Source organism: Sphingomonas sp. UYEF23, assembly GCF_040546165.1.
Lineage (GTDB): Bacteria > Pseudomonadota > Alphaproteobacteria > Sphingomonadales > Sphingomonadaceae > Sphingomonas > Sphingomonas glacialis.
Window position 1 is genome coordinate 22496 of the sequence record NZ_JBEPNG010000009.1, and the last position, 12820, is coordinate 35315.

At 64.2% G+C, this 12820-nt stretch carries 13 protein-coding genes; 10 read left to right on the forward strand and 3 right to left on the reverse strand.

Going from position 1 to position 12820, the window contains the following annotated elements:
- Positions 1–8: 8 nt before the first annotated feature.
- The 3 genes from ABIB28_RS15295 to ABIB28_RS15305 are packed head-to-tail and all read right to left on the reverse strand — an operon-like array spanning position 9 to position 1287.
- Positions 9–578: an RNA polymerase sigma factor gene (locus ABIB28_RS15295; protein WP_010165211.1), complete on the reverse strand. Its 570-nt coding sequence runs from the start codon at positions 576–578 to the stop codon at positions 9–11.
- The gene (locus ABIB28_RS15300; RefSeq protein WP_010165212.1) at positions 575–1015 is read right to left on the reverse strand and encodes a periplasmic heavy metal sensor; all 441 of its coding nucleotides are present in this window, start codon (positions 1013–1015) and stop codon (positions 575–577) included. Before ABIB28_RS15300 ends, ABIB28_RS15295 begins: the two co-directional genes overlap by 4 nt.
- Entirely contained in the window at positions 1012–1287 is a 276-nt protein-coding gene (locus tag ABIB28_RS15305) for a hypothetical protein (protein ID WP_354288951.1), read from the reverse strand. The genes ABIB28_RS15300 and ABIB28_RS15305 overlap by 4 nt, the downstream gene beginning before the upstream one ends.
- A gap of 126 nt (positions 1288–1413) precedes the next feature.
- Between ABIB28_RS15305 and copC the strand changes: the two genes are divergently transcribed.
- The 10 genes from copC to trbE all read left to right on the forward strand — a co-directional run bounded on the left by copC (position 1414) and on the right by trbE (position 12815).
- The gene (gene copC / locus ABIB28_RS15310; protein ID WP_133189194.1) at positions 1414–1782 is read left to right on the forward strand and encodes a copper homeostasis periplasmic binding protein CopC; all 369 of its coding nucleotides are present in this window, start codon (positions 1414–1416) and stop codon (positions 1780–1782) included.
- A 4-nt stretch (positions 1783–1786) separates the two neighbouring features.
- Positions 1787–2713 carry a copper homeostasis membrane protein CopD gene (gene copD, locus ABIB28_RS15315; RefSeq protein WP_354288953.1) on the forward strand — a complete coding sequence of 309 codons (927 nt, stop codon included), beginning with the start codon at positions 1787–1789 and terminating at the stop codon, positions 2711–2713.
- A gap of 425 nt (positions 2714–3138) precedes the next feature.
- Entirely contained in the window at positions 3139–5409 is a 2271-nt protein-coding gene (locus ABIB28_RS15320) for a heavy metal translocating P-type ATPase (protein ID WP_354288955.1), read from the forward strand.
- On the forward strand, positions 5406–5789 hold the full coding sequence (gene cueR, locus ABIB28_RS15325) for a Cu(I)-responsive transcriptional regulator (RefSeq protein ID WP_140851499.1): 384 nt from the start codon (positions 5406–5408) through the stop codon (positions 5787–5789). The genes ABIB28_RS15320 and cueR overlap by 4 nt, the downstream gene beginning before the upstream one ends.
- A gap of 515 nt (positions 5790–6304) precedes the next feature.
- On the forward strand, positions 6305–8365 hold the full coding sequence (locus ABIB28_RS15330; RefSeq protein WP_354289043.1) for a conjugal transfer protein TraG: 2061 nt from the start codon (positions 6305–6307) through the stop codon (positions 8363–8365).
- Positions 8362–8763 carry a ribbon-helix-helix protein, CopG family gene (locus tag ABIB28_RS15335; protein WP_354288956.1) on the forward strand — a complete coding sequence of 134 codons (402 nt, stop codon included), beginning with the start codon at positions 8362–8364 and terminating at the stop codon, positions 8761–8763. Before ABIB28_RS15330 ends, ABIB28_RS15335 begins: the two co-directional genes overlap by 4 nt.
- The gene (trbB, locus tag ABIB28_RS15340; RefSeq protein ID WP_354288958.1) at positions 8760–9749 is read left to right on the forward strand and encodes a P-type conjugative transfer ATPase TrbB; all 990 of its coding nucleotides are present in this window, start codon (positions 8760–8762) and stop codon (positions 9747–9749) included. Before ABIB28_RS15335 ends, trbB begins: the two co-directional genes overlap by 4 nt.
- Before the next feature lie 41 nt (positions 9750–9790).
- Entirely contained in the window at positions 9791–10087 is a 297-nt protein-coding gene (locus ABIB28_RS15345) for a TrbC/VirB2 family type IV secretion system protein (protein WP_354289044.1), read from the forward strand.
- Positions 10084–10356: a VirB3 family type IV secretion system protein gene (locus ABIB28_RS15350; protein WP_133189169.1), complete on the forward strand. Its 273-nt coding sequence runs from the start codon at positions 10084–10086 to the stop codon at positions 10354–10356. The genes ABIB28_RS15345 and ABIB28_RS15350 overlap by 4 nt, the downstream gene beginning before the upstream one ends.
- On the forward strand, positions 10350–12815 hold the full coding sequence (gene trbE, locus ABIB28_RS15355) for a conjugal transfer protein TrbE (protein WP_354288959.1): 2466 nt from the start codon (positions 10350–10352) through the stop codon (positions 12813–12815). Before ABIB28_RS15350 ends, trbE begins: the two co-directional genes overlap by 7 nt.
- Positions 12816–12820: the final 5 nt, after the last annotated feature.

A 12820-nucleotide genomic window follows, 5' to 3' on the forward strand; every position in this document is an offset into this window, starting at 1 on the left:
GCTACCCCTCAACGATCGCCTAATTGCTCGAGCAGCTTGGCACGCGCGCGATAAAGCCGCGTTTCCACCGCCTTCTCGCTGATCGACAACACCGCCGCGGTTTCCGCCTGGCTCAAGCCTTCGATCGTCCGCAAAACCAGCGGCTCCTTCAAGGCAACGGGGAGGGCAGCGATGGCGCGTGTCACCCGGTCCAGCTCCTGCCGATCGCTGGCGGCGTCGTCGATCGGCACCTGATCGTCTGTAACCGCCTCGGCCTCGATGCCGACCGGGATCGCGAATGAGAGGAAGCGGCGCACGGTCCGCTTGCGTCCCCAATCACGGCATTTGTTGAGCGCGATCGTGGAAAGCCACGCCCGCATCGACCGATTGCCATCGTAGCGTGGCATGGCCTGGTGGGCGGCGACGAAGGTCTCCTGCAACAGGTCCAGCGCCTCGTCGGGTTCACCGACGCAGGCGCGGACCATCCGGAAAATCGGTTGCCGATGGCGACGCATGATCTCGGCAAAGGCCGCTTCCCGCCCCGCGATGCTGAGCGTCGCAAGCTCGGCCTCGGTGAGCGAGGTCCAGTCTAGACTCAACGCTGATCGTCGGTGAGCGCCTTCACCACCGCCTGGTCGAACTGCCCGGTCTGGTTCGGCCGGAGAAGCTGTCGCATGGCGAATATATGCGCGAGCGTAGCCTTCTGAAGCTCGCCCATGACGGCGTGGCTCCGATCGACTGCCGCGACAACGCGCGGTCCGTTGCCGTGTTCGACTTCGATAGCCTCCGCGAGACGGGCATTGTCGGCCCGCAACTCCAGCTCGAAGGCGCGTCGTTGGACCGCGAAGCGCTGTTCCAAGACTTGCAGGCGTGCCTGCTGGTCTGCGTCCAGCGCCAGCTTATGATGCAACACCTCGTGCAGCTCCGCGCCGGGCTGCACCGGCGAGGGAAGAAGTGCCCGCCCGATGAACACACCGCCGATCGCCGCAACAAAGCAGGCGATCACGCACACTATCAGCCGGACGCGACCGCTCATGGCGCGCCGGCAAGCAAGATCGACGGGGCGAGCGGCGACATTGGCCCGAGTGGCGAGAGCGCAGACACAGCCCCGGCCTCTCTGGCCGGAAAGCCCGCGCCAAATACGCCCATGACGAGCGCTACGGCGATCGTCACCGCGCCGATGCCGGTGCCGGCTCGCGCCGCTGGCCGCGCCGCGATGCGCGCAAGCACCCTGGCTTCCATTCCGTCGAGGCTGGCTTGCACGGGAGCGTGCGCCATCCTCGTCAACACTGCGTCGAGGTCATCCATGTCGTTCACTCCACCCCTCTAGCATAGGTTACGCATGCCGTAGCCCAATCCCTCAACACGACCTTTCGAGGGGTAGTCGATTGGGGCGCGTAACGAAGGATAGTCCCTATTACGAAGGAGCCATCCATGCGCCGCTTCCCTGTCCTGATCGCCACTGCCGCTAGCCTTGCACTCGCCGGCACCGCCTACGCGCACCCCAAACTGCTGTCTGCGAGCCCGTCCGCGAATGCGACCGTTGCCAAGCCGACGCATATCGAGCTGCATTTCAGCGAAAAGCTGATGCCAGCCTTTTCCAAGGCCGAGCTGACTATGGCGGCCATGCCTGGGATGGCCGCCATGAAGATGGCCAGCGTAGCAAAACTGGGGCCTGATGGTCGTACGCTGATCGTCACTCCCAACGGCTCGCTCCCGCACGGCCGCTATAGCGTGGCATGGCAGGTGGTCTCGACAGACACGCACAAGGTCGCCGGAAGCTATGCCTTTGCGGTGAAGTAAGACGATGACCGATTGGTCGCTGATCGGCATCCGCTTCGCGCTCTACCTGACGCTGGCGGCGCTGTTCGGCCTCGCTGCATTCGGCATCTATGGGCTGCGAGCCGACGAGCGCGGTGATGCGCTCGGGCTGCGCGCATGGCTGGTCGGCAGCGCCGCCCTCGGCCTCTTATTCTCGGCCGCCTGGATCGTGCTGATGGCATCCTCGATGGCGGGAACGCCAGCGTGGCCGATCGATGGCGAAGCGATCGGCGCGCTGCTCACCGGCTCTGCGATCGGGGTGGCCTGGAAGCTCCGCATGGTCGCGCTCATCGTCGCTGGGGTAGCGGCAATGATGATTGCTCGCCACGGAATCTGGCTGTGCATCGTCGCCCTTTGCGGCGTCGTTGCGATCGGCACGCTGGCATGGACCGGGCACGGTGCGATGGATGACGCCGCGATCGGCTGGGTTCACCTCGGTGCCGATATTCTGCACCTGGTCGCTTCGGCGACTTGGGTCGGCGCCTTGTTCGGGCTGATCCTTCTTGTCTCGCGGCCCGCTGCGCGGGTCGATGCAGCACACCTCGAACTGACGCACCGCGCGCTGTACGGGTTCGGGATGGTCGGAACGGTCGTGGTCGCTACGATCGTCGTCACCGGCTTGATCAACGGCTGGATGTTGGTCGGTGTCGACCACCTCACGGACCTCGGCAAGTCGCTCTATGGTCAGCTCCTGCTCGCCAAGCTGATGCTGTTCGCAGCCATGCTCGGTCTTGCCGCCCTCAACCGCTTTCGGTTGACGCCGACCTTTGAGCGATCGATCGCCAGTGCCGATCATCGCAGGGCTCTGGGTACGTTGCGCGCGAGCCTCGTCACCGAGACCGGGTGCATCGTCGTCATCCTCGGCCTCGTCGCCTGGCTGGGGACCCTCGCTCCCCCTGCATCGGCGACGTGAGGATCGGCCGGGCGGTCCTCGTGGCTGCCGGCCTCCTGCTCTGATGTATCAATCGGCGGACCACTGCCGTTTGTTTCCAAGGGCAACCGACCCAGGCCGCGTAGATTCCGATAGTTGACCATCGCAGCGGATAGGCCTTGACCCTGACACGATGTCAGACCCTACATGCTTTCGGGTCGAAGGAGTCTCACGCCATGAACGCCCCTCATTCCCATACGCCTCAAGCCAGCGGGTGCGGCTGTTCCGGGCAGAGTACCACTGAGCCTGCGGCCGCGAATGTCTCTTCCGCGCCAGCGGCTTGCTGCTCGGGTGGAGCGGCTGAGGGGCCTCCTGAGACGGCCAAACACGAGGAGCATCACCCTGAGGCTCGAGGTTGCTGCGCTGGCGGCAAGGTCTCTGAAGGCGCAGCGACAGTTACGGACCCGGTGTGCGGGATGACGGTCGATCCGGCGAAAACGGCGCATCATGCCGAGCACGCCGGCCAAACCTATCATTTCTGCAGCGCCGGTTGCCGGACCAAATTCGTTGCCAACCCTAACGCCTATCTTGGCAACAAGCCGAAGCCTGAGCCAACGGCGACGCCGGGAGCTATCTGGACGTGTCCCATGCACCCGCAAATCCGCCAGGAGGGACCGGGGACGTGTCCGATTTGCGGCATGGCGCTCGAACCGGAAGAACCGTCGCTCGATGATGGGCCTAATCCGGAACTGGTCGACTTCACACGTCGGCTGTGGGTGGCGGGCGTGCTCGCCGTGCCGCTGCTGGCAATCTCGATGGTCGCCGAAATGCTCGGCGTCCATGTCGTCAGTCCTGCCGCATCGCCTTGGGTACAGCTGGCGCTAAGCGCCCCGATCGTACTGTGGGCAGGCTTGCCGTTTTTTCAGCGAGGATGGACCTCGCTTCGCACCCGCCATCTCAATATGTTCACGCTGATATCTATCGGGGTCGGTGCAGCCTTCCTATACAGCCTGGTCGCGACGGTCGCGCCCGGCATCTTCCCGCCGACCTTCCGCATGCACGGCGGCGTGGTCCCGGTCTATTACGAGGCGGCCGGAGTGGTGGTAGCCTTGGTGCTGCTCGGACAGGTCCTTGAACTGCGTGCCAGGGCTGCAACCGGGCGCGCGATCCGCGCCCTCATGGATCTTGCCCCCAAGACGGCGCGCCGGGTGCGATCAGACGGATCCGAGGAGGAAGTCAGCCTTGCCGACGTGGCGGCCGGTGATCGGCTACGCGTTCGTCCCGGGGATGCGATCCCCGTCGACGGCGTGGTGGTCGAGGGACGCTCCTCGGTCGATGAATCCATGCTCACCGGCGAGCCGGCCCCTGTCCTCAAGGAGGTCGAGGCGGCCGTCACGGGTGGAACGGTCAACGGCACGGGCAGCCTGGTCATGGAAGCGCGCGCGGTCGGGTCGGATACGATGCTCGCCCGCATCGTCCGTATGGTCGCAGACGCGCAGCGCAGCCGTGCCCCGATCCAGGCGGTCGCCGATCAGGTGTCTGGCTGGTTCGTGCCGTTGGTCGTGCTGGTTTCGATCGCGACGTTCGTGGTGTGGTCGCTGGTCGGTCCTGAGCCGCGCATGGGCCACGCCATGCTCAATGCCATTGCCGTGCTTGTCATCGCCTGCCCCTGCGCGCTGGGTCTCGCTACGCCCATGTCGATCATGGTCGGGACTGGCCGCGGGGCTCAGGCCGGCGTTCTGGTGAAGAACGCGGAAGCGCTACAGGGGCTAGAGAAAGTCGATACACTGGTCATCGACAAGACGGGCACGCTCACGGAAGGCAAGCCTAAGCTCATCGCGGTCCAGACGATCGGCGCCGTCGTGGAGAACGACATGCTCGCCCTCGCTGCGGCCGTCGAAGGGCAATCGGAACACCCGCTCGCACACGCGATCGTCGTTGCCGCCAAGGATCGAGAATTGCAGCTCGGCACGGTCACGGACTTCGCCTCGCAAACCGGTCTAGGGGTCAGCGCCAAGGTCAATGGCCGTTCGGTCGTGATCGGGAACGCCGAGCAAATGAGCCGGATTGGCGCTGATCCCAAGGCGCTTGATGCCGATGCCGATCGTCATCGTGGCGACGGTGCAGGCGTAATCCTGGTGGCGATCGACGGCGCTCTTGCCGGCTTGCTCGCGGTCGCCGATCCGGTGCGCGACAACGCCGGCGAGGCAATTGCCGCGCTTCGCCAGCAGGGGCTTCGCGTCATCATGCTGACCGGTGACAATCAGACGACTGCCGATGCGGTCGGCCGCGCTGTCGGCGGACTCGACGACGTGCGCGCCGGTCTGCGCCCGGAAGACAAGGCGCGTATCATCGGTGAGCTGAAGGCGAGCGGTGCCAAGGTCGCGATGGCCGGCGACGGAATCAATGATGCGCCCGCTCTGGCGGCTGCTGATGTGGGCCTCGCGATGGGCACGGGAACAGACGTCGCGATCGAAAGCGCCGGCATAACGCTCACGCGCGGCGATCTCTCGGCGATCGTGCGTGCCCGCAAGCTCGCGCACGCGACGATGCGGAATATCCGCCAGAACCTGTTCTTCTCGTTCTTGTTCAACGGGATCGGCGTGCCCGTCGCGGCCGGGGTGCTCTACCCCGTGGCTGGCATTTTGCTCTCGCCGATGCTGGCTGGCGCGGCGATGGCGCTCTCGTCCCTCACCGTAGTCCTCAACGCGCTGCGGTTGAACACGGTGAAGCTATGAACATCGGGGCGGCATCGGATGCCAGCGGCGTCTCGCAGCGCATGATTCGCCATTACGAGAAAATCGGTTTGGTGCCCGCGCCGCCCCGGCGCGGGAGCTACCGTGACTACTCGGATGCCGACATTCATCGGCTGCGCTTTATCGCCAACGCGCGCGACCTGGGGTTCCCGATCGAGGAAATCCGCACGCTGCTGGGACTCTGGTCGGATCGCGCGCGGTCGAGCGCCGAAGTGAAGGCCCTCGCCCAATCGCGCGCTGCCGAACTGGGCCGCAAGGTCCGCGCCTTGGAAGCAATGCGCCGATCACTCACTGAACTTGCTCAGTCCTGTCACGGAAATGATCGCCCCGATTGCCCTATCATCGAACGTTTGGCCGAATAGCTTCTAAGGCTAATAGTTACTCGACCGCCCCAAGGGTCAAAACCAAACGGTTGCGACACCAGTGAGGGGCCGATCATAGCTATGCGAACCCCAAAAAGATTGCCGGTGCCTATTCCACCAATTCTTCGCGTACACGGGTTTTAAATCGCGTCATCCGGGATGACCGCTTCTGGCCGAAGCCGCCGTCCAAGGCGGCTGGTTCGAAAGACCGGAATGTCCCAAACCTGGTCATCCCCGAAGTTGATGCTGCGCATGACCTTATGGAAGCTTTCATGGTTCGTCTCGGCGGCCAAGAACGACGAGGAATGGCGCGTAGCTACCGCTGGTACGCCAACGGGAGCTTACCTGCCTCTTGAGCCCAATCGGAAGCTGGCAGCGACAAAGCCGGGCGGAACGACGTCAAGTTTGCATCGATATCGTCGCGCAAAGTCACGCAGCGTCGTTCCTCTAAAGCAGGATACGCGCGACTTTACGTGATCGGCGCGCGTGGTGCGGCCGTAGCCGGATTTCGCGAAATGACACCTACCAGACTGCTCGTTGGCCAGATTGTGCTTGTCTTCGCGATCGTGATCGCGGGCGTCTGGGGCGCGACGCAGTGGGCGGCGGCGATGCTGGCGTATCAGCCCGAACTCGGTCCGGCCTGGATGATTGCCTTCGGGCACCGGATCTACGCTCCCTGGGCGCTGTTCGACTGGTGGTATCACTATGAAGCCTATGCTCCTCGCGTCTTCAACAAGGCCGGTATGCTGGCCGGGGCGAGCGGATTTTTCGCCTGTGGCGCCGCGATTGGAGGCTCCCTCTGGCGCGCACGCGCGCTCGGAAACGTCACTACCTACGGGTCGGCACGCTGGGCAGCAGTCCATGAAATCGAGAAGGCTGGCCTATTCCGCGACGTCGGCGTCTTCCTCGGGATCCTACACGGTCGCTACTTGCGGCATGACGGGCCTGAACACGTCATGGCGTTCGCGCCCACGCGCTCGGGCAAGGGTGTTGGGCTTGTGGTGCCGACATTGTTGTCATGGACTGGCTCGGTGCTGGTTCACGACATCAAGGGCGAAAACTGGCAGCTGACAGCTGGTTGGCGCTCGCTCTTCTCGCACACCCTTCTGTTCAATCCGACCGATCCGATGTCCGCACGCTACAACCCTCTGATCGAGGTACGGCGCGGCGAAAACGAGGTGCGCGACACCCAGAACATCGCAGACATTTTGGTCGATCCCGAAGGAGCGCTCGAGCGGCGCAGTCACTGGGAAAAAACCAGCCACTCCCTGTTGGTCGGCGCGATCCTGCACGTTCTGTATGCAGAGGAGGAGAAGACGCTCGCGCGGGTCGCGACCTTCCTGTCCGATCCGCAGCGTACGTTTCTCGAAACGCTCAAGCGGATGATGAACACCAATCATCTCGGCGACGACAAATATCCGCGCGTGCACCCGGTTGTCGCATCAGCCGCACGCGAACTGCTCGACAAGTCGGAGAATGAGCGCTCCGGGGTTCTGTCGACCGCAATGTCGTTCCTCGGCCTGTATCGTGATCCCACAATCGCAGCCGTCACGTCGCGATGTGACTGGCGGATCGCCGACCTGATCGAGGGCAAACGTCCGGTTTCGCTCTATCTCGTCACGCCGCCTTCCGACATTTCGCGAACCAAGCCGCTTGTCCGCCTCATTCTCAACCAGATCGGCCGACGGCTGACCGAGCATCTCGATGGTGAGAGATCCAAGACCGGGCGCCATCAATTGCTGATGATGCTCGACGAGTTCCCGGCACTCGGTCGGCTCGACTTCTTCGAGACTGCACTCGCCTTCATGGCCGGTTACGGCATCCGAGCCTTCCTGATCGCACAGTCGCTCAACCAGATTTCCAAGGCTTACGGCGAGAATAACGCGATCCTCGACAACTGCCATGTGCGCGTCGCGTTCAGCACCAACGACGACCGCACCGCCAAGCGCATCTCCGATGCGCTCGGCACCGCGACCGAGCAGCGCGCGATGCGCAACTATGCCGGGCATCGCCTTGCGCCATGGCTCGCCCACGTCATGGTCAGCCGGCAAGAGACCGCGCGTGCGTTGCTGACGCCCGGCGAGGTCATGCAGCTTCCGCCGACCGATGAACTCGTCCTGATATCCGGCATGGCGCCGATCCGGGCTACCAAATTGCGCTATTTCATGGACCGGAATTTCCGTGGTCGCGTGCTTGCGCCGCCGACTCTGGCTCTCGACGGCTATGCCGATCGTCCGGCACCGCGCACCAATCCATGGGGGGCCCTCGCGCGCCGGCCAGATCCACGACTCGAGCGGATTCTCGAGGAAGCCGCGCCGACGATTAGCGATGCATCGAGCGAAGACGGGGGTGTTCAGCAACAACGCCATCCAGAGCTTGCCGACGAGCCGCAGGCCAAGCCTATCGCACCTGAACAGCAGGTTTTCGCGGGCATGTTCGACGAGGTGGACGATCCGGGAACCGACCTTCGCGCGATCAACCAAACGCGCTCGACGAACGCGCTCACCAAGGCGGTGGCGATCGATGAAGGCGCGGGACGCGACGCCCCGGTGCCAGCATTCGGGAACGGTCGATGAAGCCCCGGCATCACATCTATTTGAGTGAAAGCCGGAGCGCTGAGCTCGAAGCACTCGCCAATGATTCCGGGGCACCCAAGTCGGCGATCGTGGAGGATGCTTTGCGCGACTTCCTGCGACAACGTGGAACGCGCGAGCTGGATCAGACTTTCGGTCCAAGGTTCGATCGGCTGCAGCGCGAGCTCGTAACGCTGAGACGCGACTTCGACGTCCTGTTCGAGAGCTTTGCAGCCTTCGTTCGCTACGAGCTCACTATCAACCCGCCAATGCCGGAGAACGACCCTGCCCGAATTGCGCAGGGGCGGGAGCGCTACCGCGAATTCGTGCGGCAGGTCGGACGTCAGGTCGAAGCGCGTCAGCGCAAGATCGCCGGTGGTGAATCTGAGGTCCTCCCATGAGCCGGGACGAATCCACCGACCGCCGCAGGGCGATGCTGCGCAGCGCGATGGGGCCTGCCATTGTCGCGGCACTGTCCGACCCGTTCGTGCTCGAGATCATGGTCAATCCCGATGGCTCGCTTCGGCTTGACCGTTTGGGCGAAGGCCGGACCGACACCGGGGTCCAGTTCGACCCTGTTCAGGTCGAGCGTATCATCCGCCTGGTCGCAAGCCATTCGCGCGCCGAGGTACATGGCGCCGCACCGATCGTATCGGCAGAGCTTCCGTCTCATGGTGAAGGGGCAGGCGAGCGGTTTGAGGGACTGTTGCCGCCGGTCTCGATCGCGCCGTGTTTTTCGATCCGCAAGCCGGCGCAGCGCGTCTACACGCTCATCGATTATGTGAACGACGGCATCATGTCCGCGGACACCGCACGGTTGTTGTCGCTGGCGGTGGTCGCACGTCGCAACATCCTTGTCGTCGGCGGAACGAGTTCGGGCAAGACGACGCTCGCCAATGCTCTGCTCGCCGAAATGGCACATCTCGACGAACGCGTGATCCTGATCGAGGACACGCGCGAGCTGCAATGCCCGGCGGCCGACACGGTAGCGCTTCGCACTCGCGCAGGATTTGTCAGCATGGCGGATCTCGTTCGCTCGACGCTGCGGCTTCGCCCCGACCGGATCATCGTCGGCGAGGTTCGCGGCCCCGAGGCGCTCGACATGCTCAAGGCCTGGAACACCGGCCACCCCGGCGGCATCGCGACGGTCCATGCCAACAGCGCGGTGTCGGCGCTCTATCGGATCGAGCAGTTGGTGCAGGAGGCCGTGGTCACCGTTCCCCGGCGGCTGATTGCCGAAGCAATCGACACGATCGTGTTCATCGCCGGCCGCGGCACCGCGCGCCGCGTCGAAACGCTCGCCCGTGTCGTCGGGCTCGATCCGAACGGCGATTACGCCGTGCTCGCGCTTTCAGAGACTTCCACCAGCGCAAACCAAGGAGATTGACTATGCGCACGTCACGCCTGCCTCGTCGTTCCTCGACCCTCATGCTGAGTGCCGCCGCCGCCTTGGCGATGACGGTCACCCACCAGGCGACCGCCGCCGGAACGGGAATGCCGTGGGAGCAGCCGCTCCAGCAAGTGCTCGATTCCGTTCAGGGGCCCGTTGCCAAGATCGTCGCAGTAATGGTGATCATCACCACCGGCCTTACCCTCGCCTTCGGCGAGACCGCAGGCGGCTTCCGCCGGCTCATCCAGATCGTCTTCGGGCTTTCGATCGCCTTTGCCGCGTCGTCCTTCTTCTTGAGCTTCTTCAGCTTCGGCGGCGGGGCGCTGATCGCATGATCGGGTCCGGCCAGCACATCGCCGGCTTCGAGGCGCCGATCCATGGCGCGCTCGGGGTGCCCATCCTGCTCGGGGGCGCACCGCGCGGTATCGCGATCGTCAACGGAACGATCGCCGCCGCCTTCGGCCTCGGGCTCCAGCAATGGCTGGTCGGACTGGTCCTCTGGGCGGGCGGGCACAGTCTCGCGGTGTTCGCCGCCAGGCGCGATCCGGATTTCGCCCCCGTCCTGCTCCGCCACCTCCGGCAGAAGGGGTATTTCGCATGCTGAACCTGCGGGAATACCGCCAGCGTGCCGACCGGCTGGCCGATCATCTTCCTTGGGCCGCTCTGGTGGCACCGGGGGTGGTGCTCAACAAGGACGGCAGCTTCCAACGGATGCTCGCGTTTCGTGGCCCAGATCTGGAGAGCGCGACAGAGGCGGAACTGGTCTCGGCCTGTGCGCGTGCCAACAACGTCCTGAAACGCTTCGGCTCGGGCTGGGCGCTGTTCTTCGAGGCCGAGCGGCGCGAAGCTATTGGGTACCCCGACAGCGTGTTTCCGGACGTCGCGTCGCGGCTGATCGACGAGGAGCGCCGCGCGACCTTCCAGGCTGAGGGCGCCCATTTCGAAAGCCGTTTTCACCTCACATTGACGTGGCTTCCGGGCGCTGATGGTGCAGACGCGGCAGGCCGGTCGATGATCGAGCGGCCCGAGGATGCAAAGGGCAGGGACTGGCGGGCAAGTCTCGCCGCATTCGTCGCAGAGACCGACCGCATCCTCGATCTGCTCGCCGGCTTCATGCCCGAGGTGCGTGGACTCGGGTCCGCCGAAACCCTCACCTACCTTCACAGCACGATCTCGACCCGCCGCCATCACGTCGGCGTGCCCGAGACGCCGATGTATCTCGACGGGGTGCTCGCCGACACGCCGTTGGTCGGTGGTCTTGAGCCACAACTCGGTGACCTGCACCTGCGTACCGTGACCGTGATGGGCTTTCCCAACCTTAGTCGACCCGGAATTCTCGACGCGCTCAACCACCAGGACTTCGGGTATCGCTGGGTTACTCGCTTCATCGCACTCGACAAGACCGAAGCCACCAAGGCGCTGACCAGGATACGGCGGCAGTGGTTCAACAAGCGCAAGTCGATCACCGCGATCCTGCGCGAAGTGATGTACAACCAGCCAGCGCAACTCCTCGACAGCGACGCCGACAACAAGGTGATCGACGCCGATCTCGCGCTCCAGGCGCTCGGAAGCGATTATGTCTCGTTTGGATATCTGACGACAACGATCACCGTTGCCGATGCCGACCGCGCTCGCGCCGACGAGAAGGTGCGTAGCGTCGAGCGCATCGTCAATGGGCTCGGGTTCACCTGCTTGCGAGAGGGCATCAACGCCGTCGAGGCATGGCTTTCATCGCTGCCTGGACAGGTTTACGCCAATGTTCGCCAGCCGCTCGTCCACACGCTCAACCTCGCGCATCTGATGCCGCTGTCATCGGTCTGGGCGGGCCCCACCGAAAACACGCATCTTGGCGGGGCACCATTGTTGACCGCGCAGACGGCGGGCTCGACCCCGTTCCGGCTGTCTACGCACGTTGGCGATGTCGGCCACATGCTGGTCGTCGGCCCCACCGGCGCGGGAAAGTCCGTGTTGCTCGCCCTCATCGCATTGCAATTCCGCCGCTATCAGGGTGCGCAACTCTATATTTTCGACAAGGGCTACTCGGCGCGCGCCGCGGTACTGGCCATGGGAGGCGCGCATCACGCGCTCGGCCTCGGCGCTGAAACGAGAGGGCAGGGCGGTATCGCGTTCCAGCCGCTGCGTGACATCGACGCGCCTGCCGAACGCGCCTGGGCGGCCGAATGGGTCACCGCGCTGTTCGCGCACGAAAAGATCGTCATAACCCCCGAGATCAAGGAGGCAGCCTGGTCGGCACTGGGGAGTCTCGCCTCGGCCCCGGAGGAAGAGCGAACCCTCACCGGCCTATCGCTGCTGCTTCAGTCCAACGCGTTGCGATCCGCGCTCATGCCCTACACGTTGGAGGGGCCATACGGTCGGCTGCTCGACGCCGCCGAAAGCGGGCTCCAGTTCGGGGATATCCAGTGTTTCGAGACTGAAGCGCTGATGGGGCAGGCGGGTGTGGTCGCGCCGGTGCTGACTTATCTGTTCCATCGCCTCGAGGAGCGGTTCGATGGTCGACCCACGCTGCTGATCCTCGACGAGGCCTGGATCTTCCTCGACCATCCATTGTTCGCCGCGCGCATACGCGAGTGGTTGAAAACGCTCCGCAAGAAGAATGTCGCGGTGCTGTTCGCGACGCAGAGTCTCGCCGATATCGCCGACAGCAGCATAGCGCCCGCCATCATCGAAAGCTGCCCGCAGCGTATCCTATTGCCCAACGACCGCGCGATCGAACCTCAATCGCGCTCCGCTTATGAGCGGTTCGGACTCAACGACCGCCAGATCGAACTGATCGCCCGCGCAACGCCCAAGCGGCAATATTACCTCCAATCGACCCGCGGCAATCGGCTCTTCGAACTTGGTCTGGGGCCGGTCGCTCTGGCGCTTTGTGGAGTGTCGGATCCGGAGTCGCAGAAACGCATCGATGCCCTGCTCGCCGAGCACGGTGCCGAGAGCTTCGCCACGCACTGGCTCAGTGAGGTCGGCCTCGACTGGGCAGCGACACTGCTCAGCTTTCTCGCAGATTCCCAACCGCAACCATCAGACTTGGAGATGCCGTCATGATTTTG